25 protein-coding genes are annotated in these 21,879 nt (G+C 41.5%); 5 read left to right on the top strand and 20 right to left on the bottom strand.

Features of this window, described 5'->3' with window-relative positions; genetic code table 11:
* Positions 1-41: 41 nt before the first annotated feature.
* The 5 genes from rpsI to CGC50_RS12750 all read right to left on the bottom strand — a co-directional run bounded on the left by rpsI (position 42) and on the right by CGC50_RS12750 (position 3,091).
* Positions 42-428: a 30S ribosomal protein S9 gene (gene rpsI, locus CGC50_RS12770; protein WP_095911110.1), complete on the bottom strand. Its 387-nt coding sequence runs from the start codon at positions 426-428 to the stop codon at positions 42-44.
* Complete coding sequence (gene rplM, locus CGC50_RS12765) at positions 428-883, bottom strand: 50S ribosomal protein L13 (RefSeq protein ID WP_002667811.1); 456 nt, start codon at positions 881-883, stop codon at positions 428-430. Before rplM ends, rpsI begins: the two co-directional genes overlap by 1 nt.
* A 183-nt stretch (positions 884-1,066) precedes the next feature.
* The gene (locus tag CGC50_RS12760; RefSeq protein ID WP_095911109.1) at positions 1,067-1,708 is read right to left on the bottom strand and encodes a hypothetical protein; all 642 of its coding nucleotides are present in this window, start codon (positions 1,706-1,708) and stop codon (positions 1,067-1,069) included.
* A 24-nt stretch (positions 1,709-1,732) separates the two neighbouring features.
* A complete protein-coding gene (locus CGC50_RS12755; protein WP_095911108.1) occupies positions 1,733-2,410 on the bottom strand; it encodes a hypothetical protein in 678 nt (225 codons plus the stop codon).
* 315 nt (positions 2,411-2,725) lie between these two features.
* On the bottom strand, positions 2,726-3,091 hold the full coding sequence (locus tag CGC50_RS12750; protein ID WP_232781145.1) for a hypothetical protein: 366 nt from the start codon (positions 3,089-3,091) through the stop codon (positions 2,726-2,728).
* 316 nt (positions 3,092-3,407) lie between these two features.
* Between CGC50_RS12750 and CGC50_RS12745 the strand changes: the two genes are divergently transcribed.
* Genes CGC50_RS12745 through hemW form a run of 3 tightly spaced genes read left to right on the top strand, consistent with a single transcriptional unit; the run spans position 3,408 to position 6,068 of the window.
* The gene (locus CGC50_RS12745) at positions 3,408-4,370 is read left to right on the top strand and encodes a type I phosphomannose isomerase catalytic subunit (RefSeq protein WP_095911107.1); all 963 of its coding nucleotides are present in this window, start codon (positions 3,408-3,410) and stop codon (positions 4,368-4,370) included.
* 13 nt (positions 4,371-4,383) lie between these two features.
* Positions 4,384-4,929, top strand: coding sequence for a crossover junction endodeoxyribonuclease RuvC (gene ruvC / locus CGC50_RS12740; protein ID WP_002667760.1), 546 nt, complete (start codon positions 4,384-4,386; stop codon positions 4,927-4,929).
* Positions 4,930-4,934: 5 nt separating this feature from the next.
* On the top strand, positions 4,935-6,068 hold the full coding sequence (hemW, locus tag CGC50_RS12735) for a radical SAM family heme chaperone HemW (RefSeq protein ID WP_095911106.1): 1,134 nt from the start codon (positions 4,935-4,937) through the stop codon (positions 6,066-6,068).
* Here hemW and CGC50_RS12730 read toward each other — a convergent pair.
* The 13 genes from CGC50_RS12730 to CGC50_RS12670 all read right to left on the bottom strand — a co-directional run bounded on the left by CGC50_RS12730 (position 6,065) and on the right by CGC50_RS12670 (position 17,397).
* Positions 6,065-7,090 carry a DUF3078 domain-containing protein gene (locus CGC50_RS12730; protein ID WP_095911105.1) on the bottom strand — a complete coding sequence of 342 codons (1,026 nt, stop codon included), beginning with the start codon at positions 7,088-7,090 and terminating at the stop codon, positions 6,065-6,067. The two genes, hemW and CGC50_RS12730, sit on opposite strands and share 4 nt — an antisense overlap.
* Before the next feature lie 40 nt (positions 7,091-7,130).
* Positions 7,131-7,727 (bottom strand): DUF5683 domain-containing protein, encoded by a 597-nt coding sequence (locus CGC50_RS12725; protein WP_095911104.1) that lies wholly within the window; start codon positions 7,725-7,727, stop codon positions 7,131-7,133.
* Positions 7,717-8,631 (bottom strand): ParB/RepB/Spo0J family partition protein, encoded by a 915-nt coding sequence (locus CGC50_RS12720; protein WP_002667734.1) that lies wholly within the window; start codon positions 8,629-8,631, stop codon positions 7,717-7,719. The genes CGC50_RS12725 and CGC50_RS12720 overlap by 11 nt, the downstream gene beginning before the upstream one ends.
* 1 nt (position 8,632) lies before the next feature.
* Entirely contained in the window at positions 8,633-9,403 is a 771-nt protein-coding gene (locus CGC50_RS12715; protein ID WP_095911103.1) for a ParA family protein, read from the bottom strand.
* Between the two features lie 134 nt (positions 9,404-9,537).
* Positions 9,538-10,290 (bottom strand): 3-oxoacyl-[acyl-carrier-protein] reductase, encoded by a 753-nt coding sequence (gene fabG / locus CGC50_RS12710; protein ID WP_095911102.1) that lies wholly within the window; start codon positions 10,288-10,290, stop codon positions 9,538-9,540.
* A gap of 27 nt (positions 10,291-10,317) precedes the next feature.
* Positions 10,318-11,010 (bottom strand): carboxypeptidase-like regulatory domain-containing protein, encoded by a 693-nt coding sequence (locus CGC50_RS12705; RefSeq protein WP_095911101.1) that lies wholly within the window; start codon positions 11,008-11,010, stop codon positions 10,318-10,320.
* A gap of 63 nt (positions 11,011-11,073) precedes the next feature.
* The gene (locus CGC50_RS12700; protein WP_095911100.1) at positions 11,074-12,153 is read right to left on the bottom strand and encodes an LptF/LptG family permease; all 1,080 of its coding nucleotides are present in this window, start codon (positions 12,151-12,153) and stop codon (positions 11,074-11,076) included.
* A gap of 21 nt (positions 12,154-12,174) precedes the next feature.
* Positions 12,175-13,305 carry a tRNA guanosine(34) transglycosylase Tgt gene (gene tgt, locus CGC50_RS12695; RefSeq protein WP_002667787.1) on the bottom strand — a complete coding sequence of 377 codons (1,131 nt, stop codon included), beginning with the start codon at positions 13,303-13,305 and terminating at the stop codon, positions 12,175-12,177.
* A gap of 45 nt (positions 13,306-13,350) precedes the next feature.
* Positions 13,351-14,391 carry a DUF445 domain-containing protein gene (locus tag CGC50_RS12690; protein ID WP_095911099.1) on the bottom strand — a complete coding sequence of 347 codons (1,041 nt, stop codon included), beginning with the start codon at positions 14,389-14,391 and terminating at the stop codon, positions 13,351-13,353.
* 21 nt (positions 14,392-14,412) lie between these two features.
* Complete coding sequence (locus CGC50_RS12685; protein WP_095911098.1) at positions 14,413-15,279, bottom strand: hypothetical protein; 867 nt, start codon at positions 15,277-15,279, stop codon at positions 14,413-14,415.
* 2 nt (positions 15,280-15,281) lie between these two features.
* Positions 15,282-16,064, bottom strand: a complete 783-nt coding sequence (locus CGC50_RS12680) for a DUF695 domain-containing protein (protein ID WP_095911097.1) — start codon at positions 16,062-16,064, stop codon at positions 15,282-15,284.
* A 62-nt stretch (positions 16,065-16,126) separates the two neighbouring features.
* Positions 16,127-16,792, bottom strand: coding sequence for a hypothetical protein (locus CGC50_RS12675; RefSeq protein WP_095911096.1), 666 nt, complete (start codon positions 16,790-16,792; stop codon positions 16,127-16,129).
* Between the two features lie 5 nt (positions 16,793-16,797).
* On the bottom strand, positions 16,798-17,397 hold the full coding sequence (locus CGC50_RS12670) for a riboflavin synthase (RefSeq protein WP_095911095.1): 600 nt from the start codon (positions 17,395-17,397) through the stop codon (positions 16,798-16,800).
* 70 nt (positions 17,398-17,467) lie between these two features.
* On the opposite strand from CGC50_RS12670, the gene pdxA reads away from it, so the two are divergent.
* Together pdxA and CGC50_RS12660 are read left to right on the top strand one after the other, a co-directional pair.
* Positions 17,468-18,538, top strand: coding sequence for a 4-hydroxythreonine-4-phosphate dehydrogenase PdxA (pdxA, locus tag CGC50_RS12665; protein ID WP_198541613.1), 1,071 nt, complete (start codon positions 17,468-17,470; stop codon positions 18,536-18,538).
* Positions 18,539-18,601: 63 nt separating this feature from the next.
* Entirely contained in the window at positions 18,602-20,278 is a 1,677-nt protein-coding gene (locus tag CGC50_RS12660) for a putative transporter (protein WP_095911093.1), read from the top strand.
* A gap of 30 nt (positions 20,279-20,308) precedes the next feature.
* Here the strand turns inward: CGC50_RS12660 and CGC50_RS12655 are convergent, their stop codons facing one another.
* Both CGC50_RS12655 and map read right to left on the bottom strand, forming a co-directional pair.
* Positions 20,309-21,070 (bottom strand): class I SAM-dependent methyltransferase, encoded by a 762-nt coding sequence (locus CGC50_RS12655; RefSeq protein WP_095911092.1) that lies wholly within the window; start codon positions 21,068-21,070, stop codon positions 20,309-20,311.
* Complete coding sequence (gene map, locus CGC50_RS12650) at positions 21,070-21,876, bottom strand: type I methionyl aminopeptidase (protein ID WP_002667697.1); 807 nt, start codon at positions 21,874-21,876, stop codon at positions 21,070-21,072. The genes CGC50_RS12655 and map overlap by 1 nt, the downstream gene beginning before the upstream one ends.
* Between the last annotated feature and the right edge of the window lie 3 nt (positions 21,877-21,879).

Raw genomic sequence — 21,879 nt, 5'->3', positions numbered from 1 at the left:
CGACAAGGAAATACGGCAATAAATAAATGTTGAATATAATATTAACGTTTTGAGAATTGGAATCTTTTACGAGCTTTCTTCTGACCGAATTTTTTACGCTCTACCATACGAGGGTCACGAGTGAGCAATCCTTCTGGCTTAAGCACCGCTCTGTTTTCGATATCCACTTCGCACAAAGCGCGGGAGATCGCAAGGCGGATAGCTTCTGCTTGTCCAGTGATTCCTCCTCCGTACACATTGATATTAAGATCGTAAGCATCTTCCAATCCTAATAGAGCAAATGGTTGTTTTACCTTGTACTGAAGGGTAGGAGTGGTAAAATAATTAGCCAAATCTCTTTTGTTAATGGTGATTTTTCCGCTTCCTTCTTTCATGTAGATACGAGCCACAGCGGTCTTTCTTCGTCCAATTTTGTGAATTACTTCCATTATTTAAGGTCATTTAGGTTAATAGAAACAGGCTTTTGCGCATCGTGATTGTGCTCACTACCTGCATATACTTTAAGATTACGGAATAGAGCCGCACCCAATTTGTTCTTTGGCAACATTCCTTTTACAGCTTTTTCAATGATTCGTTCAGGGAACTTAGAGAGCACCTGTTTGAAAGATTGAATACGTTGTCCACCAGGGTATCCTGTATAGCGAAGATACTCCTTAGTTTCTGTCTTTAGTCCGCTAAGTTCTATTTTCTCAGCGTTGATAATAATCACGTTATCACCACAGTCTGCGTGCGGTGTATAACTTGGCTTATACTTCCCTCTAAGAAGCTTTGCTACTTTAGAGGCAAGACGCCCTAATTTCTGCCCCTCAGCATCCACTACAACCCATTGTTTTTCAGCGGATTGCTTGTTCACTGAGCGTGTTTTGTAACTTAATGTGTCCACACTTAAATTATTTTAATTAAACATTCCTATTGTGTTAGCCCTCTCATTTTTTGGGATTTCTAACAGCGTGCAAAGGTACAACAATTTATCAAATCTGCAAATTTATTTTTTTATTTTTTACTCGCCCGCCAATTCCACCTACAATGTGGAAGTTTTTGTTGCCAATTCCACCCTCAAGTGATTTTAGTTCTTTTCTTTCATATAAAACTTACCTTTGCTCAAGGAAGCTTCATCAAAGAAACGAATATCCTCTATCTCAATGCGATATATGATATTATAGGGCGCCTCAGGTGGATTATAGGATAGTATAGAAAATACTACTTTCTTGTGTGTCTGGGGATTCTGATAAATATAGTTACTCACTTTGGTATCCTTGGCTTGGAAAATAGTATCATAGAAAACACGCCCCAACTTCTCTGTCAGCAGAGGAAAAGAAATAGGATATGTAGCCCTTTCATAACTCACTTTTCCTGCTTTGATACTATAGGGACTATGGAGGGATAGGTCTAAGGTGTATGTGCGCGCTGCTGCTCTTTTATAAGATATTAGCTTGGCATTATTATCATATTTTTCCTCATCCAAATCTATATAAGCTACTTTTTCTTGGGTGAATCCTGCAAAGCTGCTTTTCTTTTCCTCAAGAAGAAGATACCTTTTTTCAGGGGATATACTTTGAAAAATAGCATATATCTTTTCCTCTGAAGGCTCTTCTTGGGTTACCTGCTGGCAGAAATCAAGTAATATCTCTATCAACTCTTTAGAATTCTGTGCCCTTATAGGGAGACAGACATACAAAAATAAAAGTATCCATATTCCTTTTTTCATTTTATACAATTGTCTTATGAAAACCTATAACAAAAAATAAGAATAATCTACACTTTTTAATCCAATAACTTTTTTAGTTTGTTCATCAATCAAATAATCAAAACTTATAAAAATATTCTTATAGGACTTATCAGCCCCCCAATGGGGAATAATTTCCTTGATTTCGTCTTCCTTAAGCTCAAAAACGATTGTAGGAGTCCCCATCAGGTTTACAAAGTGCTCTCCATAGATAGGTTTCAGTATTTCTGAAAGCTCCTTAGGAGTAGTATCTTTATGAATAGGATGCCCCTCTACCAGCATATATCCATCTATCTCAGGCATTCTCTTTACTGCATAATAAAAAGGGTAAAGATCTGATAGTTCCTCTCTCCCTTCTGCATAAGGTCGAAAATAGATAAAGAACTTTTCCATAGTAGAGTAACGCATACCCCATACAGGAGCGGTATTCCAAACAATATCCCCTCTTTTATTATAGGAAGGTTCTCCCATTCGTTTTATGAAGTGAGTAACAGAGTCCAACTTCATCAGTTGGTCGTTGTAATATATTTTATATCCTTTGATCTCAAAACGATGTTTTTGTTTTTTGAAAGCCTCAAGTGCTTCCTGCTCGGTAAGAGGTTTTACATTTTCTTTTGAGGATTGTTGTCCATTACAAGCTATAGCTAAAAGAGCTATAAACAAAATAAGTAATTTTCTTTTCATTTTATACAATTGTTCTATAGTGAGTTTAAAAAAATAGTTTGTAAAACTCAGGTTATTTATTTAAGTTTCGCAAGTTGCTTTTTATACCTAACAATCTTTTTATTGAATTGATAATCAATTATTTATAAAAACATTCCCCCTACCCCCTCCAAAGGGGGAGCTCAAGGTTGTTAAAAAAACAAAATTTGTTTGTCAATCTTAAGAAACTAAGTTTTTATAACTCATTGAGAATTTACAACTTACTAATTCCCCCTCTGGAGGGGGTTAGGGGGAGGTATTGAATATCAATAAGTTATAGAACTTGCGAAACTTGAATTATTTATTTAATCTTTCTATCTTTTTAGGGTTGTACCCAAGGGCTTTTCCTATTTTTCTTTGCAGAAAAGGGGTTGCTTTCCCTGCAAAAATAAGTTCATCTCTCCTATATATACTTGTCCCTTTGGTGGAAAAGGTAAATATTAAGACCATTTCTTCCATCCCATTTTTATAGAAATAGAAAGTATCACTAACATCATCTAACAGAGGATATTCTTTATTAAAAGAACATTTTTTCTGTAGTGCCCTGAGCAATTGCTTTCCTTCTTTAAGAGATACTTTCTGTCGTTTTTCAAAAATTTGTTCCTCAGGCAACCCTGGTATATCGGGAGCTGTTTTCCGAGTGTATCCAAGACTACTTACCACAACGACACTATCGACTTCCCCTCTATAGAGCTTTTCTCAATTCATTTCTGTGGAAAGCTGACCAAAGCTAACATTACAAATGAGGAAAAAGATAGGTAAGAAATTGTCTTTATTCCATTTTATTTTAAACATTTTCCTGTTATTTTTTACTAAGCTCAAAATAAAAGGACAAAAATAAAATTTATCCTTTAATTTACAACACAACCTCTCATAATTAACAAATAAATAACAAAAATAGCCAATATATAGAACACTCCTAAGGCTGCTTGTAATTCTAAAAAAAATTGTACTTTTGTACTTTCAAATATTGATACAAATGAACTTATATCCATTTACTTTCACCCCTATCTTTAAGGAACGTATTTGGGGTGGAGAGAAACTCGAGAAGGAACTTCATAAGCCTATCCATCAGCCTCTTATAGGGGAGAGTTGGGAGGTCTCTACGGTGAAAGGCGATATTTCTGTCATCGACAATGGTGCTCTAAAGGGTACTTCCTTACAGACACTCATAGAGCAAGCACCTGAGGCTCTCTTAGGTCGTGCGGTATATAAGCGATTTGGAACAGACTTCCCGCTGCTCATCAAGTTCATCGATGCAGCTCAAGATCTTTCCATACAGGTACACCCCGATGATGCTTTGGCAAAAGCCCGCCATAACTCCTTTGGAAAGACGGAGATGTGGTATATCATGGAGGCTGACCCTGAGGCTTCCATTATCATTGGCTTTAATAAAAATGTAAGTCGTGAAGAGTACCAAACCCACTTGGCGAATAAGACTCTTAGCCAACTGCTTCACTATGAGAAGGTAGGTCATGGAGATATGTTCTTTATTCCAGCAGGAAAAATCCATGCCATAGGAGCGGGGGTACTGCTGGCTGAGATACAGCAAACCAGTGATATCACTTATCGTGTATATGACTTTGATCGCAAGGACAAAAATGGCAACTATCGAGAACTCCATACAGAACTTGCTTTGGAGGCTATTGATTTTGAGCAAAAAGATGATTTCCGCAAGTCCTACTCCAAAAAGGAAAACACTATCAATCCTGCCGTGTCCTCTCCTTATTTTACTACAGATTACCTAAAAATCACTCAAGAGACTCCCTTGGAACTCTCTGGAGATTCTTTCCATATATATATGGGAGTAGAAGGAAAAGGAAGCCTGCACTATGGAGATACTGAGCTGATTTTGGAAAAAGGAAGTACCGTACTTGTACCTGCCGCTTGTACTGCTATTACGCTCAAGGGAGAGGTAGAGGTATTGCAGGTTCATTGTTAAAACTACCCTTGTGATGGAAAAAATTATCTTAGGGGTAGACCCAGGTACTACAGTGATGGGCTTTGGCATTATTCAGGTAATGAAGAATCAAATGAAGTTTGTCCAAATGAACGAACTCATCCTAAGCAAATATGATGATCACTACCTAAAGCTAAAGCTCATCTTCGAGCGTACTACCGAACTTATCGACACCTATAAGCCTGACGAGCTCGCGATAGAAGCCCCCTTCTTCGGGAAAAATGTACAATCCATGCTCAAACTGGGGCGTGCCCAAGGGGTAGCTATGGCAGCAGGCCTGGCGCGCCAAGTACCTATTACTGAATATGAACCTAAGAAGGTAAAAATGGCTATCACTGGCAATGGAAATGCTTCTAAAGAACAGGTAGCCAAAATGTTACAACAACTACTTCACTTTAGAGAACTTCCTGAACACTTGGATGCCACCGATGGTTTGGCCGTAGCTGTCTGCCATTTTTTCAATGGGGGAAAGACTGAGAAGAATAAGAGCTACTCCTCTTGGGAGGCTTTTGTAAAGCACAATGAGAACAGAATTTCTTAAGCCGAATGTATAGTCTCTATATACATATCCCTTTTTGCCGACAGGCTTGCCATTATTGCGATTTTCACTTCTCCACAACCCTCAAGCGAAAACCTCAGATGGTCAAGGCATTGTGTAAGGAATTGGAGCTAAGGAGAGTTGAAGCCTCTACGCCCTTGCAGACCATCTATTTTGGTGGAGGAACCCCCTCAGTACTTACCTCTGTAGAACTTCAGGAGATTTTTTCTACCATTCACAAGCATTACCGCATAGCTTTGGGGGCAGAAATTACTATGGAAGTCAATCCGGACGATTTCTCTACCCCTAAGAGTGAACTCTCCTTAGAGTTATTAAAAGAATTAGGTATCAATCGGTTAAGTATCGGAGTACAATCTTTCTTTGAGGAGGATCTTCTTTTGATGAATAGAGCACATACGGCTGAGCAAGCTAAGGATTTTATTGCTCAGGCTGTACAATATTTTGACAATATAACACTTGACCTTATCTATGGGATTCCTGGTATGACACTTGCTCGCTGGAAGGAGAATATCCTCCAAGCACTTTCCTTTGGGATTCCTCACCTCTCGGCTTATGCCCTTACCGTAGAGCCCCGAACAGCCCTCTATCAGTTTATCAAAAAAGGAAAAATCCCCCCTACCAATGATGGGCAAGCCAAAGAGCATTTTTACTTACTAAAAGACCTCTTAGAAGCCAAGGGGTTTATCCATTATGAACTCTCCAATTTTGGCAAAGAAGGCTATTTCAGTCGCAATAATACCGCCTATTGGGAACAAAAACCCTATATAGGCATAGGCCCTTCTGCTCATAGCTATACAGGAGAAGAGCGCATGTGGAATATCTCTCACAATATCAAGTATATAGAACAAATTTCTCAAGGGATATTGCCTCAGGAAAGGGAAACACTTTCTCTGAAAGATCGTTATAATGAGCGTATCATGACGGGGCTTAGGATACAAAAGGGCATCTCTACAGAGGCTATCGAAAGGGACTTTGGGGAGTTCTTTCTAAATTATTTAAAAAAAGAAGCCCTTCCCTATATAGAGAAAGGCTTATTGGTATATCACAATGGGCATATCATCACCTCTGAGAAAGGATTGTTTCTCTCCGATGGTATTGCCAGTGATCTGTTTATGCTTTAGAAGGTATACTTGAGTCCTACCCCCAATATCTGTTTGAACTGAACACGTGCTCCATAGAGGTGTTTTGTACCATTGGGGAGTATCTCTTCTTTGAACTTGATATCATCATCATACTTCAAGTGAGTACCCACACGTGCTTGTAGATAGTTATTGATCTTCATATCTACAGCAAGTTGCCAGTCTACATCTATGTTGCCAAAACTTTTATCATATTGTGTATAGAAAGAGAATTGGTTGGTCATCTGTACATTTTCGTATAGATCGACCGTATGCTTTCCTGAGAATAGGAAACCTACTTCCACCACCTGCTGTTTGGCATGTTTTAGCAAGTTACCGGCAGGATCATACTCGGCAGGATCCAAACCGAAAGAACCCTTATCGGCCAATTTCTGATCCATTACAAAGGTAGCCTTCATAGTAAGAGGAGAGATAAAGAGTGTTAGCTTTGTCTTCTCTGGAGCATATTCGAAACCGACCCCTAAGTACAAGTATCCTGGCGCCATAAAACGAGAGATAGGATCCGCATCGGGCTTTTTAGGATAGTCATACCCATCGCTGAACTGGGTATTGAAAGTGATTTTGCCCGAATAGTACCAATCTCTGAATCCAGTACGATAACCATAGGACGAAGAAAGAGATATCTGGTCATCGGTCTTTCTCAGTTGCTCTCCTGTTTGGATATTCACTCCATAGTTGGCAGTGAGTTCATTATCCCAAAAGTATTTTTCTACAACATAGCGGCGACGGAGCTTCACATCGGCAAGGAAAGATACAGAATTGACCCCACCGGCATTCCAGTTGGAGTATGCTGCCTCACTCATATTAAGGCCAAAAGAATTGAAGCTATACCATCTTTGTCTCTGAAGGCGGATTTTTTCAAAAGCATAGTCCAAATCCTCTTTAGGAAAATCCAATTCCTTGGGAGCTATAAAGGCAGGTTTCATCTGTAATTGCACCTTTCTTACTTGTGCTTGTAGGGAAAAAGAAAATAAAAGAACAAAAGCAAATACTACCTTTTTCATTTCTTCGATTTTTATTTAAAGTTTGTGTTATATAGTGTTCTTAGAAATTATAAGTAAAAGAAAGTCCTACATAGGAAACACGGTAAATATCCTGCTGCATAAAGGGCTCTATGGCCAGATTTTCATCTACATTGAATTGCTTGAGGTGGGCATCTACATTAGCTTCTATGATATTCAGTGCATAAAAGCCTATAGCAAAGAGCATGGCCATCTCTTTGTTTCTCTGATATAGGTCTTGAGCACGACGTAGAGCATCGGTACTCAGGCGTGGATTTCCGTCGGTACGTCCTTGATAGAACTCATCGTCGGTACGCCCATCCAAGCGCTGTTTGTAAGCTGTACGATATCGCTGCAACTCATTATCATTCTTGAAATACAAATAGGTAGGAATCCCTATAGCCAAATACACAATAGGAATCTTCCAATAGCTTTTGTTATAAGCCTGACCTAAGCCTGGCAATATAGCTGAGTAGAAAGCAGCTTTGGCTGGGGAGAGGGGATCTGTATTCCATGTCTTAGGAACAATAGCCTTGGCGGCCACTATGGTATCCTTCATCTTTACAGAAAGAGTGTCGGACTGTGACCAAGACTTTGCTGTCAAAAGAAATGCTATTACTATCCAAAAACTAAGCCTCACCGTGTAATATTTTTTGTATGCGTTCAAATTCTTCTTCTGTTTGAAAAGGAATTTCTATTTTTCCTTTACCTGTTTTATCCATTTTCACCGATAAGTGCTTGCCAAAGCGTTGGCGCAACCCATCGACCTTCGCTGCCACCAAGGGAGGAAGGGAGGCTGTAGTCTCTTTGGATTGTTTTGGAGTAATGACAGCTACCTTTTGAGGATTTTTAAGCTGTTGTACTGCCTGTTCAGTATCGCGTACTGAAAGGTCTTGGGCTATGATACGGTTGTATAGTTCCAGTTGCTCTTCTTTATCTTCTATATTGATCAAGGCACGTCCATGCCCCATGGAGATAAAGCCATCACGTATCCCTGTCTGTATAATGGGGTCAAGCTTGAGCAAGCGCAAGTAGTTGGTGATCGTAGAGCGCTTCTTCCCTACCCTTTCGCTCATCTGCTCTTGAGTAAGGCTAAGCTCCTCTATCATACGGTTATAGCTCAGAGCCACCTCTATAGGGTCTAAGTCCTGTCGCTGTATATTCTCCACCAATGCCATCATGAGAGATTCCTCATCATTGGCTATACGGATAAAGGCAGGGATGGCAGTAAGTCCGGCTATTTTGGAGGCTCGCCAGCGTCTTTCTCCGGAGATAAGCTCATACTTATCTGTGGCTATCTTTCGTACGGTAATAGGCTGAATAACCCCCAATTCCCTGATAGAAGAAGCCAATTCCTCAAGGGCTTCCTCACTGAAGACTGTTCGGGGCTGGTAGGGGTTTTCTGTAATCTGATCTAGGGGAAGCTCTAAGATATTGCCAATGAGCTTCTCTGCATGTGCATCGGTAGCTGATTGTATATCTTCGGAAGGGAGCAATGCTCCTAATCCTCTTCCCAATCGTTGTGTTTTATTGGATTTTGCCATGCTATGCCTTGGTATTCTTTTTAATAATTTCTTCAGCTAAGCTGATATAGTTCGCAGCTCCTTTGCTTGCTGCATCGTAGCTAATAATTGTTTCCCCGAAGCTGGGAGCCTCACTCAAGCGTATGTTCCTCTGGATAACAGTCTCAAAGACCATTTCACTAAAGTGCTTTTGTACCTCTTCGACCACTTGGTTCGATAGGCGCAAGCGCGAATCATACATCGTGAGCAAGAGACCTTCTATATCCAATGCTGGATTATGGAGCTTCTGTACACTCTTGATTGTATTGAGAAGCTTTCCTAAGCCCTCCAAGGCAAAATACTCACATTGGATAGGGATAATCACCGAATCCGCAGCGGTAAGTGCATTGAGGGTTAGCAGTCCTAAGGAAGGAGCACAGTCTATAATAATATAATCATATCTGTCTTTGATAGGTGCGAGAGCCTCCTTGAGCTTATACTCACGGCGGGACTTATCGACCAGTTCTATCTCGATAGCTACCAAGTCAATATGTGCGGCTATCAGATCTAAATTGGGCGAAGAGGTAGGAAGTATGGCACTTTCTGCTGTAGCAGAATGCTCCAATACATCGTAGGTTCCTCGCTCTACTCCTTCTACCTCTATCCCTAATCCAGAGGTAGCATTGGCCTGTGGATCGGCATCTATTAGGAGTACTTTCTTTTCCAAAACACCCAAGGCAGCCGCTAAATTGATAGAGGAAGTAGTCTTACCCACCCCTCCTTTTTGGTTGGCTATAGCTATGATTTTGCCCATAATATCTTGTTCTTTTTTCAGAGGGTAAAAGTACGGCTATTTTTGCGATTGACAAAACAAAGTTATTAACACGGCTGTTAAAAAACCGCAAACTGGTATGAGCTTGTAACTCATACCAGTAATCTTATTTTCCCTTATGCTGTAATCATTCCTCCATCTATTCTCAGTACTTGTCCTGTGATATAGGAACTCATATCTGAGGCTAAAAACACACAAGCATTGGCTATATCCTCGGCAGTTCCGCCTCTCTTAAGAGGGATAGAATCACGCCAGCCTTGTACTACCTCTGGAGCAAGCTTAGCTGTCATTTCCGTTTCTATAAAACCAGGGGCTATGGCATTACAACGAATATTGCGAGAACCCAATTCCAAAGCTATTGATTTGGTAAAGCCTAAGATCCCTGCCTTAGAAGCGGCATAGTTGGCCTGACCAGCATTTCCTTGTACGCCTACTACACTGCTCATATTGATAATATTACCACTGCGCTGCTTGAGGAATACCTTCTGTACCGCCTTGGTCATATTAAAAATAGACTTGAGGTTCACGGCTATAACTTTATCAAAATCAGCCTCACTCATACGCATCAGTAGGTTGTCTTTGGTAATTCCGGCATTATTGACCAATATATCAATTCCTCCAAAATCCTCCAACACTTGGTTCACTAAGGCTTCACAAGCCTCAAAATCAGCAGCATTGCTCTGATAAGACTTTATTTTAACTCCTTTGTCTTTTAGTTCTTGTATCTCTGCTTCTGCTTCTTCAGGTGCTGTTCCATAGAAAGTAAAAGCTACATTGGCTCCTTGTTCTATAAAGGCTTTTACGATCCCAGCCCCTATACCACGGCTACCTCCGGTAACAATCGCGGTCTTTCCTTGTAATAAATTCATTTTTTATATATTTATACGTTATATTCTTTATTCTATCGGTTGGAGACTGAAAAAATATCTATCAAAATCCTCCGCGCGATATTTTCTTTTTATCTTAGGATGATTCATTTCTATCTGCACAATACTATCGGAAAGAAATTCATACCTCCCGTAATAAGTAGTGTCTCGAATCATTTCATCATCCAAATATTCTGAAAAACACAATTCTCCTTTATCAAAAAGCATCTTAGTTGCCACATAGTATGCCCTTCGCTGCTGATAATATACTGCTTTTTTTATACTATCAAACATTTTCCACCTATCATTTAGCCTGAGTGTAGCCGGAATATCTCCTGTATCTGTACAAAGAAAGCCCATAAGCTGCCCCTCTTTTGTATAGATGACTTCTCTCTCTGTATTGTCTAATACTTCTTTTAAGGTTATTTTTTCTCCTATACGCTTTAGATAAATATCGTTTGCAGGCCAAAGGGTTCCCCTGCGATTTCCACCTCCATAACGACTCATCATAACAATCACATCAGGCTCGTAACCTTCCTTTTTAACCTCTTCACTTATATAGACTGGCGGTGCTTCAAATCCGATAAAGGTAAATTCGTGATACCTTTTCTCCGGAAGTCTAAAATATCCTTTCTTATCGGTAAAGACCTCTCCTACTTGACACTTTTCTATAGGATTTCCTTGGTAATCCAGCACCCGACCTGTGATGATAGGTCTTGCCATTCGCGAAACCAAACACGAAGTACATAAGATACTTACAAGAAATAGCACATAGTTTTTCATAGGTTACCTCCTTGATTTTCGTATCATATACACTGCCAATAGGGCGAACATAGCATTGGGTATAATCACCGCCATAAGGGGGGTAATCCCTGACTTTTCGGCCATGATTCCAAAGATACGTTCGAAAAAGACATAGGAAAATCCGATAAGTACTCCAAAGGCTAAATTGACTCCCATACCTCCTCTTTTCTTGACCGATGAAACCGCTACTCCTATAATGGTTAATATAAATACGTTAAAGATAGCTGCCCAGCGACGATAATATACCAGCTCATAAATGCGGATATTAGGAGACCCCTTTTGACGCTCCTCAGCAATAAACTTGTTCAGTTCAAAGAAATTTTTAGTCTCGGCGGCATACTCTATCGGGAGTAAGTCTGTGGTCTTGAAGTTCAAGAGAGTATCCTTCTGATACACCTTCTCATAGATATCATTCCAGTCTCCTACCTTGCGATGAGTATAGTTATAGAGGCGATAGGTCTTTACACTATCATTCTGCACCCACTCTATGGAATTGGCAGTAATCTTATCGGTCATCCTCAGCCCATCGAAACGCTCCAAGACAAAGTTCGCCCCTTGGTTTGTATTGGCATCGAAACTACTGACATAGATATACTCATTCTTATTCACCTGATTGTATAATCGACTCCCTTTGCTATAAAGATCCTTAGAAAGATAAGTGCCATAGAACTCATTGTACACTCCACTGGAATAAGGTACCACGAACATCCCCATCACCAGTACAAAGACCGAGAGTATTGTCGCTCCATAGAAGTAAGGTCTGAGGAATCGGTTGTAGGAAATTCCCGAACTGAGCATGGCTACAATCTCCGTTTTTTCGGCTAGCTTGGAGGTGAACCATATCACCGAAAGAAAGAGAAAAATAGGAAAAAGGATATTGGCAAAATGCACCACAAAGTTGGCGTAATACTTGATAATCGCCTCGGTGGGGGCATGGTTGTCCGTCATCTTCTGGTTCTTCTCCGCATAATCCACCAAAATACCAATGGGGATAAACATCAGAAAGAGCGCCGAATAGGTTAAGAAATAGCGCTTGAGTATGTATCGGTCAATTATTTTCATTCCTTATCAAATTTCGCTATTTTATAAGCGGTTGTTCATTTGTCTGACCATTTGGTCTTTCCACTGGGAGAAATCTCCTTCCATGATATGTCGTCTCGCCTCACGCACCAGCCAGAGGTAGAAGCCCAAGTTGTGAATGGAGGCTATCTGCTTGCCCAAAGATTCCTCAGCAGCGAAGAGATGGCGCAAGTAAGCTTTGGTATAGTAAGTATCTACAAAGGTATAGCCATTCTCATCGATGGGGGAAAAGTCATTTTCCCATTTTTTATTCTTGATATTAATAGTTCCATGAGCGGTGAAGAGCATCCCGTTACGCGCATTGCGAGTAGGCATTACACAGTCCATCATATCCACTCCCAAGGCAATATTCTCCAATATATTAATAGGGGTTCCTACTCCCATGAGGTAGCGAGGCTTGTCCTTGGGGAGTATATCACAGACAATCTCGGTAATCTCATACATCTTCTCAGCAGGCTCTCCTACCGAAAGCCCCCCGATAGCATTGCCATCAGCCCCCTTAGAAGCTATATACTCAGCGGAGATTTTGCGCAAATCTGGATATACAGAACCCTGAACGATAGGAAACAAAGATTGATTATATCCGTACTTAGGAGCATTCTCTCCCAAATAGGCAATACAACGGTCTAACCAGCGATGGGTCATATGCATAGAGCGCTTGGCATACCCATATTCGCAAGGGTAAGGGGTACACTCGTCAAAGGCCATAATAATATCAGCTCCTATACTGCGCTGGATCTCCATGGATTTTTCTGGAGAAAAGAAATGATAGGAACCATCGATATGGCTTTTGAAACGCACTCCTTCTTCTTTTATCTTTCGAGTACTGGAAAAAGAATATACTTGATACCCTCCACTATCGGTAAGGATATTTCTATCCCAATGCATAAACTTATGCAAACCTCCTGCCTGCTCCAGTATAGAAGTAGTAGGACGCAAGTAGAGATGGTAGGTATTTCCTAAAATAATATCTGCATTGATATCCTCGGTAAGTTCACGCTGTTGTACTCCCTTGACAGAAGCCACTGTCCCTACTGGCATAAAGATAGGAGTTTCTATCACACCATGATCTGTGGTAATACGTCCTGCACGTGCCTTGGTGGTGGTATCTGTAGTCTGTAATTCAAAATTCATATAGTACCTTATTTTCAGGGTGCAAAGATAGTCAAAATTTAGCTTTTAGAAAAGTTGTGTAATAAAGTAAATAATAAGCCCTACTGCCCCGCCTACTAAAGTACCATTAACACGGATGAACTGGAGGTCTTTGCCTACCTCCAATTCCAATTTTTCACTCAACTCTTTGCCCTCCCATTGTGCTACCGTAGCTGAAATGAGATGTCCTACTTCTTGTTTGTTTCTTAGTACAAACTGATAGGCTGCCTTCTGCACCCAAGTATCTATCTGAGATTGTAAGGTGGTATTGGCTCGTAGCTCCTCGGTGAGGTGAGAGATTCCTTTGTGCAGCAATCTGGTGAGTTGTCCCTGCCATTGGGGAGTATCAAGCTGTTGGACAAAACGGTAAAGTTCCTGAGTAATTTCTGCTCGGATAGGATGAGTGGTATCTTGTGCCATCTTCAGTATATACTGATAGAGCCCCTCGGCAACCTTCTGGGCGATAGCCTCTCGGATAAAGGCAGGAACAAGGAGGGGAAACTGATCATCTATCTCTCGCTCCAGAGTCTTTCGATGGGTATCAAGATAGATAGCCACCTTCTTAAGCCCCTCGGTGAGCATCCCCTCATGCTTATGTTCCTCAAGAAACTGCTCCAAGAGGGCACTTACTTTGGTATGCAGGGGATAACTTTCGAGAAAAGTTGTTAGCTGAGTGAGGGTACGCTCCTTAGAGAGCCATTCCAAGAGAAAAGAGGAAGGTTTTATTTTGATGATATAAGGGCGTACTTGGCCTGAGGAAAGAAAGTTTTCTACTACAAAGGCTCCTAAGTTCTCCCCTATATCGTTCTTTCTCTCCTCTATAAGGTTGGTATGTGGGATATTCAGCCCCATAGGTCGGCGAAAGAGTGCTACCACGGCAAACCAGTCTGCGAGTGCTCCTACCATAGCTGCCTCCGAAAAAGCCTTTAGATAGCCGACCCAACTCCACTGAGGTGCTTTACGCTGACAGATAACAGCTGTTATATAGAGGGCTAACATTAGTAGTAAAAGTCCTAAGGCAAGGTTCTTATGCTGCTGGAGCTTTTTTTGTTTAGTATCTTGATGCATTGATTAGGATATACTTATATTTTATTCCTCATAGGAGGGCTCTGGGTAGTCCAAGTAAGTAGCCTTATACCCTTGTTCTTCTTTGGTCAAAAGTATCTTGTAATTAGTATAGCCTTCTTGGAAATTTCTATGCATTTTAAGCACGATTCCATCAGAAGTTAGTGCTGCATTAAGTACTTTCTCTCCGCAACCTTCGTCATTACAAAATTCTAAAAAATCTACTTTTTCCCTTGAAGAATGATCATAATTAAATACCTGATGAGCGATATCATTTTTCTCCAAAGTAACCAAGCCCTTGAAGCCATCTATGGAGACCAATACTACAGGGTCAAAAGGAGAGCCACAGCCTGTAAGCTCATCTGTAAAGATAGGTTGTCCATAATATTCTGTTCGATAAATCCGAATTGCCTGTGAAGCGCCAAATACTTTTTCAAAAGGCTTCTCTAAGAGCTTATAGGCACGCCTTCCATCCAAAATAAGGGGTTCTCCATTGGGCAATTCAGCCTTTACAAAATGATACTCATTACAATATTCTTGAGTATCATTATACATTAGCTCCGAAATAGCCTTGATTGTAACAAACTTCCGATCCAGATCCATGCGATACTCCAAGAATTTCCCTTTTTTATCATAGGTAGCAATAGTATCCCCCATAAGGATAGCCTCCCCTTTCTCTCTTTTGAAGGTAATATCACTCACCCCATCGGGAATATTGGGGCTATAATCAGGCTCTATATCCACATTCGGATAACCATCATCTTCTTGCGAATAATCCCCTGCTACAATCGGCGGTTCTATTAGCTCGTCCGAATCAGAGGAAGATGATTTAGAAAAAAAGTTGCAACTTGCCAAGCATAAGGCAACTATAGTATAAATTATTTTTTTCATGTTCAATTTGTTTTTTCTGTTACCAAAATAGTTTCCCAGCCGTCATAACCACCGTGTGTATCCAAGGCTATATCTATCAAATCCCAAGTGTCACCATCTATATCCACAGGTGTATTTTCCTTGGAGAGGATCAGACAATAGCCTAAATCTTCTTGCGACTCCTCGCCCTCTTCTGGTACTACTTTTTCACTACTATACACGGTAAAGGCTAAAGTCGCTGCTTTTTCTATAGCGTTAAGCATATCCTGCTCAGTATCAAAATAAAGCCAATGCTCTATAGGGCGTGGCACCTCCACTTGGTCATCATGTTGCTGGCATGCGGAAAGAATCTCCCGATTGTAGATCATTTGTTTTTCGTAGATATTGGGGTACAAGCCTTTTAGAAAGAAATTCCAGGGCTTATCCTCGGAAGACTCCACCTGATAAGTGTAGCCTATCTCACTATCCCAAGTAGCGCTTAAGCGTTCTTGCAGTGCCTCAGGTGCTTGTGAATAGAAATACCAAGTAACCTCTCCCTGCACGGTAAGCACAGCCACTAGTATATCCTTATCTGACTGCAAGGGGCGTAGTATTTGGTCCTCTATGGCATAAATCGTAGGACGCTCTTCATCGGAAGAGAAGCCATTTTTGTCAGGATTTTTTAGCTCTATTGTAATCCTTACGCAATAGGAAAAACCTTCCAAAGGAGCTACTTCATTAAGGGCTAAGTTCAATCGGAACACCGCTGGATCATCGTCAAGCCAGCTTCGGTAAACGTTCCATTCTTGAGGAATTTTATTTGTCATTTCTTTTAGGTTTTAGGGATTAGTTGTTAGTGATTAGTCGTTTTTACTTTTTACCTTAATTACTACCACCATCCTCCTGAAAAGGTTACTCTCATCAGGAAATAATTACCCTTAAGAGAGGGGGTTACTCCTGAGAGGGTCGGGTTCTGCAAAAAATACTGGAGACTCAGTTGTACGATATGCCGTTCCAGCTCAAAGGTATTCTGTACACCTAAGGCGAAGACCATACGTGTTTTCTCGTTCTTATCCAAGTCTTTTCTATCCTTTAGTCCCTCATCCTTGGGATTGAAACTTACCCCACAGCCTCCCACAGAAGCCAAAGCGCCAAGGTGATAGTAGTCATTTTCAAAGAAAGGATAAGAGTATTCCAAAAGCACAAATACGCCTGAGAGGCTATTCTTCTCGGAGGTAAAATGTTCATAGATAGGAGTGGAGGAAAACGTTCCTTTCGCATAGTCATAGACATATTTTTTCTCTCCTGTGTCTCGCTGATAGTGGACTGGATATTGTCTTTTTGTAGCCATTAAAAAGCCTGCGGTAAGTCCCAAAAAGCTCCCTTCATCTGCTAGCTGTAGGCTCAACGATATAGGGTTTAGCATAACCCCTGCCTGCTGATTGTCTCCCAAAGGGAGCGCCGCTCCTACTCCCAAGCCCATAAAAAAACCATTTTGTGCCACCATAGTCCCTGAGAAAAGCAGAAAAAACAAACTAATAGATATTCTTTTCATAATCGTTAGATCTTAAGTTCCAAAGCCCCAACCTTGGCCAAGACATACTTGCCTATGACATCAAATTCCAGATTGACCTTGTCCCCCACCTTGAGAGTATGGAAAGAAGTATGCTCATAGGTATAAGGTATCACTGCCACTGAGAAAACACCTTTTTGTGAATTTACTACCGTCAGACTCACTCCATTGACGGTAATAGAACCTTTCTCTATGGTCATATTGCCTACTGACGGGTCATAATGAAAGGTAAAGACTCGGCTCCCCTGAGCGTCCTCTATGGAGTGGCAAAGCCCTGTCTGATCTACATGTCCTTGTACAATATGTCCGTCCAAGCGGTCACCGAGCTTCATAGCACGTTCGAGATTGACCCTGTCACCTACCTGCCAAGTACCTAAAGAAGTTTTCTGTAGGGTTTCATCAATGGCTACTACCTCATACACTTTTCCTTCTATTCCTACTACTGTCAGGCACACGCCGTTATGAGCTACACTTTGGTCTATCTTGAGCTCTGGAGCAAGCTCACTCTCTATAAAAAAGTGGCGATTTTTATCTTGAAGAGAAATTTTTGCCACACGACCAATTTTTTCAACAATTCCTGTAAACATTTTCAATAATTTTATGTATTTTTGCACCTTCAAACGCACGCGCTGAAAGACGATGCAAATTAACAAAAAAATGAGCGAAAAAACAAATATTCGTATAGGAGTTTCCATAGGGGATCTCAATGGGGTAGGTTTGGAAGTGGTAATGAAGACATTTGCCGATGAGCGTATGTTGGACTTCTGTACACCTGTACTCTTTGCTTCCAACAAGGTGATTGCCTTTGGAAAAAAACAATTTGGGATTGATTTCACTTACAATGGTATAGTTCACCTCAATTCCATTATCGATCACAAAATCAATGTCATGAATATCTGGCGGGAGCTACCACCCATTCAGTTGGGGGTTCCTACTCCCGAGAGTGGTCAGTGCGCCTTGGACTCTCTTTCTGCAGCAGTAGCTGCCCTGAAGGAAGGGGTTGTCGATGTACTGGTTACAGCTCCTATCAATAAGAAAAATATACAATCCGAAAGTTTTCACTTCCCTGGCCATACAGACTACTTGGCTCAGGAATTGGAAGGAGATAGCCTGATGTTCATGGTCTCCGATGAGCTTCGTGTAGGCTTACTTACCGATCATCTCCCTCTAAAGGATGTCGTAAAAAACCTCAGTCAGGAATTGGTAGAGAAGAAAATCCGCTTGATGGAAGCCTCTTTACGTATGGATTTTGGAGTTATTCGCCCCAAAATAGCAGTATTGGGTATCAACCCTCACTGTGGCGACCAAGGGGTCATCGGCAATGAAGAGGAGAAAATCATTCACCCTGTGGTACAAAAGCTCTACAAAGAGGGAATTTTAGTATTTGGCACTTATAGTGCTGATAGCTTCTTTGTATCTGACTACAAGCACTTTGATGCGGTTATAGCTCCTTATCATGACCAAGGACTGATCCCCTTCAAGATGATGTCCTTTGGCAAGGGGGTCAACTTCACCGCTGGACTTTCCAAAATACGTACCTCTCCTGATCACGGCACAGCTTACGCTATTGCTGACAGGGGCATAGCTGATGAAAGCTCCTTCCGACAAGCTGTCTATACCGCCATCGACATCTTCCGAAGACGTAATGAGAATGAAGAGCTTATCGCCAATGCACTGGATGTTAATAGCTTAGACAAAGGATTCCTCTCTAAGGAGAAAGGAGACTAACAATAATTGTCAATTGTTAACTCAAAACTCTAAATTAAAAACTCAAAAACTAATAACTATCTTATGGACTGGTTTTTTAATCTGATGACCAACCACGAAAGTGTTGCCTATACTGTCATAATTTACAGTATAGTCATTGCTGTAGGGGTAGCTCTTGGGAAGGTACGCATAGGAGGAGTATCCTTCGGTATTGCTTGTGTACTCTTTGCTGGGATTGCAGCCTCTCATTTTGGCTTCACTGTGAATGGTGAAGTACAGCATTTTGTAAAGGAATTTGGCCTTATTCTGTTTGTTTACACCATTGGGTTACAAGTAGGACCTGGTTTCTTTGCTTCTTTCCAGCGAGAAGGAATTAAGTTCAATGCCTTGGCTGTACTGGCTGTAGGGCTATGTATGCTTACTGTCATTGCCCTCCACTACCTCACAGGGATAGATATGCCTACTATGGTAGGGATTATGTCCGGAGCGGTAACCAATACCCCAGGACTGGGAGCTGCTCAGGCTACTCTAAGTGACCTCTCCCCTACGGCTTCTGACTCAGTACTCTCCACTGGCTATGCTGTGGCTTATCCTTTTGGGGTATTGGGAATTATCCTTGTCATGCTCGGTATGAAAGCTTTTCTTAGAATCAATATAGAAGCTGAAAAACGCCTACATAGTTTCAAGCACAGAGGAGAACATTCTACCATAGTGCGAATAGCTTTCCAACTGGAAAATCCCGCACTTTTCGGAAAAAAACTAAATGCTATTCGCCAGACATTGGATTTCAACTTTATCTGTTCAAGAATTTCAAAAAACGGAGAAGTAATCCTAGCTAATGACCATATAATTCTAGAAAAAGGAGATATTATTCTCTTTGTAGTAGATAAGCAATATACTGAAAAACTCAATAACCTCATTGGGGCTGTCGTCAAGACTGAAGAATATTTCACTGAAGCTGCCAAAGAAAAGAAATTTATTTCCCGCCGTATCAATGTTACTCAAAAAGAGGCTTATACCAAAAAACTCTCTGAAATGAACATATATGAGCGTTTTGGAGTCACTGTTACGCGTGTATACAGAGCTGGTATTGAGTTTGTAGCCTCCCCTGATACCAAATTACAGTTTGGGGATACGATTACCATCGTAGGGGATGAAGAACGCATAAAGACTGCTACCAAGGAATTTGGTAACTCAAAGAAGCGCCTAAGCACCCCTCATATAGCTGAACTCTTCTTAGGAATCACCTTAGGGGTACTCTTAGGAAGTATTCCTTTCAATATTCCAGGTATTCCTGTACCTGTCAAATTAGGTTTAGCAGGTGGTCCTCTTATCGTCGCTATCCTTATCAGCCGCTATGGCGGACGCCTTTCGGTAACACACTATGTATCCCAGAGTGCAAACCTAATGATACGTGAGATTGGGATTGTCCTCTTCTTGGCCAGTGTTGGCTTGGGTGCTGGACAGAACTTTATCAAAACCATTACCGAAGGGGACGGACTATTATGGATGGGGTTAGGAGCGATCATTACCTTAGTACCCCTTGTGGTCACCGCTTGGATTTCTCGCTGGAGAGGAAAACTCAATTATTTAGAGACTTGTGGACTTTTGGCAGGCGCCTCCACAGACCCTCCTGCTTTGGCTTTTGCGAATGATTCCACCGCCTCCGATGTACCGGCTCTGACCTATGCCAGCGTATACCCTCTGACAACCTTCATGCGTATCATGGTCGCTCAGTTACTGATTGTTTTCTTTGCATAACACACAATAATCCTAAAAAAATACTCCCTATTACTTAGAGCAAATAGGGAGTATTTCATTTTTTACCAATCGGTATTTTTCTATTTCTTCAGCAGAGGCTACCTCCGTGCATGGCAAGGGCAACACCGAAAAGCCTATACTGCGCAACTTGTCAAAATAATCCATACCATAGATCCGCACATGGTCATATTGACCAAAAATACGCGCCCGCTCCTTGTCATCGGTAATAGAATCATCGGCAAAGGTCTCGGCTCGCTCTATCTCTTGGGGCACTTGGAAGATTCCCCAACCTCCCTTCTTGAGTACACGGTAGAGCTCTCGCATCGCTTGGGTATCATCTGGTATATGTTCTAAGACATGGTTGCAAAGTATCACATCAAAGGATTCATCTTCAAAAGGCAAGGCGCAAATATCGGCTTTGACATCAGCCAAAGGGGAGTAAAGGTCTGAAGTGATATACTCCAAGTTGGCTTGTCGCTTAAAGCGCTTATAAAAAGCCTGTTCTGGGGCTATGTGCAATACCTTGAGCGGAGCTGAAAAGAAAGAGGTTTTCCGCTTGAGATACAGCCATAGCAACCGGTGGCGCTCCAGTGATAAGGTAGAGGGCGAGAGCACCCCCTCACGCACCTTCCCATAACCATAGGGCAGAAAACGACGGAAGCTACGTCCATCTATAGGATCCGTATAGCGACTCCCTTTATAGTAAAATGCCAAAAGAGGCCTCACCCAATAGCTGGCACGGATCAGCCACGGACGTGGGATTGTATTGAGAAGGGTCTTAATCAGGCGCATTACTTATACAAAAATTCGTCCTCCTCGTGGCTTTCTATCCCCAAGGCTTCATAAATATACTTAAAGGTAGAGAGCAATTTAGGCTTACCATCTACAAGGGCAACATCGTGCTCAAAGTGTGCTGAGGGCTTACCATCACGGGTGAGAATCGTCCATCCATCACGCAGCTGGTTGATGTTCTTAGTTCCCATATTGATCATAGGCTCTATGGCTACTACCATTCCTTCTACAAACTTCTTTCCGCGCCCTCGCCTTCCATAGTTAGGCATCTCTGGGTCTTCATGCATCTTGGTACCTACCCCATGGCCTACCAGCTCGCGTACTACTCCATAGCCATGTTTTTCACAGTAAGTCTGTATGGCATAGCCCACATCCTCTACCCTATTGCCGAGCCTAAACTCACGAATGCCTATATAAAGTGATTCCTTGGTTACTTTCAGCAGTTGTGCTACCTCTGGACTCACCTCTCCTACTGCAAAGGTATAGGCATGATCTCCATAATAGCCATTCTTCAGCGCTCCACAGTCCACCGAGATGATATCTCCTTCCTGCAAAGGCTTGTTGTTAGGAATTCCATGCACTACCTGTGCATTAGGACTTACACAAAGAGTATTGGGAAAACCATATAAGCCCAAAAATCCAGGCTTGGCATCTTGCGAACGTATATATTCTTCAGCCAACTTGTCTAAATACAAAGTAGTTACCCCTGGTTTTATCTCACGGGCTAACATCCCTAAGGTACGAGAGACCACTTGTGCACTCTCATACATAATCTCTATCTGTTCTTTTGTTTTTATTTTTATCATCGA

The organism is Capnocytophaga gingivalis (assembly GCF_002302415.1).
Classification (GTDB): Bacteria; Bacteroidota; Bacteroidia; order Flavobacteriales; family Flavobacteriaceae; genus Capnocytophaga; species Capnocytophaga gingivalis.
This window is presented reverse-complemented; position numbering and strand designations above follow the sequence as displayed.

Excerpts from the sequence above, each read along its gene's own strand:
- rpsI (WP_095911110.1), bottom strand. The coding sequence starts at position 428 with ATGGAAGTAATTCACAAAATTGGACGAAGAAAGACCGCTGTGGCTCGT.
- CGC50_RS12760 (WP_095911109.1), bottom strand. The coding sequence starts at position 1,708 with ATGAAAAAAGGAATATGGATACTTTTATTTTTGTATGTCTGTCTCCCT.
- CGC50_RS12755 (WP_095911108.1), bottom strand. The coding sequence starts at position 2,410 with ATGAAAAGAAAATTACTTATTTTGTTTATAGCTCTTTTAGCTATAGCT.
- CGC50_RS12745 (WP_095911107.1), top strand. The coding sequence starts at position 3,408 with ATGAACTTATATCCATTTACTTTCACCCCTATCTTTAAGGAACGTATT.
- ruvC (WP_002667760.1), top strand. The coding sequence starts at position 4,384 with ATGGAAAAAATTATCTTAGGGGTAGACCCAGGTACTACAGTGATGGGC.
- hemW (WP_095911106.1), top strand. The coding sequence starts at position 4,935 with ATGTATAGTCTCTATATACATATCCCTTTTTGCCGACAGGCTTGCCAT.
- CGC50_RS12730 (WP_095911105.1), bottom strand. The coding sequence starts at position 7,090 with ATGAAAAAGGTAGTATTTGCTTTTGTTCTTTTATTTTCTTTTTCCCTA.
- CGC50_RS12720 (WP_002667734.1), bottom strand. The coding sequence starts at position 8,631 with ATGGCAAAATCCAATAAAACACAACGATTGGGAAGAGGATTAGGAGCA.
- CGC50_RS12715 (WP_095911103.1), bottom strand. The coding sequence starts at position 9,403 with ATGGGCAAAATCATAGCTATAGCCAACCAAAAAGGAGGGGTGGGTAAG.
- fabG (WP_095911102.1), bottom strand. The coding sequence starts at position 10,290 with ATGAATTTATTACAAGGAAAGACCGCGATTGTTACCGGAGGTAGCCGT.
- CGC50_RS12705 (WP_095911101.1), bottom strand. The coding sequence starts at position 11,010 with ATGGCAAGACCTATCATCACAGGTCGGGTGCTGGATTACCAAGGAAAT.
- CGC50_RS12700 (WP_095911100.1), bottom strand. The coding sequence starts at position 12,153 with ATGAAAATAATTGACCGATACATACTCAAGCGCTATTTCTTAACCTAT.
- tgt (WP_002667787.1), bottom strand. The coding sequence starts at position 13,305 with ATGAATTTTGAATTACAGACTACAGATACCACCACCAAGGCACGTGCA.
- CGC50_RS12690 (WP_095911099.1), bottom strand. The coding sequence starts at position 14,391 with ATGCATCAAGATACTAAACAAAAAAAGCTCCAGCAGCATAAGAACCTT.
- CGC50_RS12685 (WP_095911098.1), bottom strand. The coding sequence starts at position 15,279 with ATGAAAAAAATAATTTATACTATAGTTGCCTTATGCTTGGCAAGTTGC.
- CGC50_RS12680 (WP_095911097.1), bottom strand. The coding sequence starts at position 16,064 with ATGACAAATAAAATTCCTCAAGAATGGAACGTTTACCGAAGCTGGCTT.
- CGC50_RS12675 (WP_095911096.1), bottom strand. The coding sequence starts at position 16,792 with ATGAAAAGAATATCTATTAGTTTGTTTTTTCTGCTTTTCTCAGGGACT.
- CGC50_RS12670 (WP_095911095.1), bottom strand. The coding sequence starts at position 17,397 with ATGTTTACAGGAATTGTTGAAAAAATTGGTCGTGTGGCAAAAATTTCT.
- pdxA (WP_198541613.1), top strand. The coding sequence starts at position 17,468 with ATGAGCGAAAAAACAAATATTCGTATAGGAGTTTCCATAGGGGATCTC.
- CGC50_RS12660 (WP_095911093.1), top strand. The coding sequence starts at position 18,602 with ATGGACTGGTTTTTTAATCTGATGACCAACCACGAAAGTGTTGCCTAT.
- CGC50_RS12655 (WP_095911092.1), bottom strand. The coding sequence starts at position 21,070 with ATGCGCCTGATTAAGACCCTTCTCAATACAATCCCACGTCCGTGGCTG.
- map (WP_002667697.1), bottom strand. The coding sequence starts at position 21,876 with ATGATAAAAATAAAAACAAAAGAACAGATAGAGATTATGTATGAGAGT.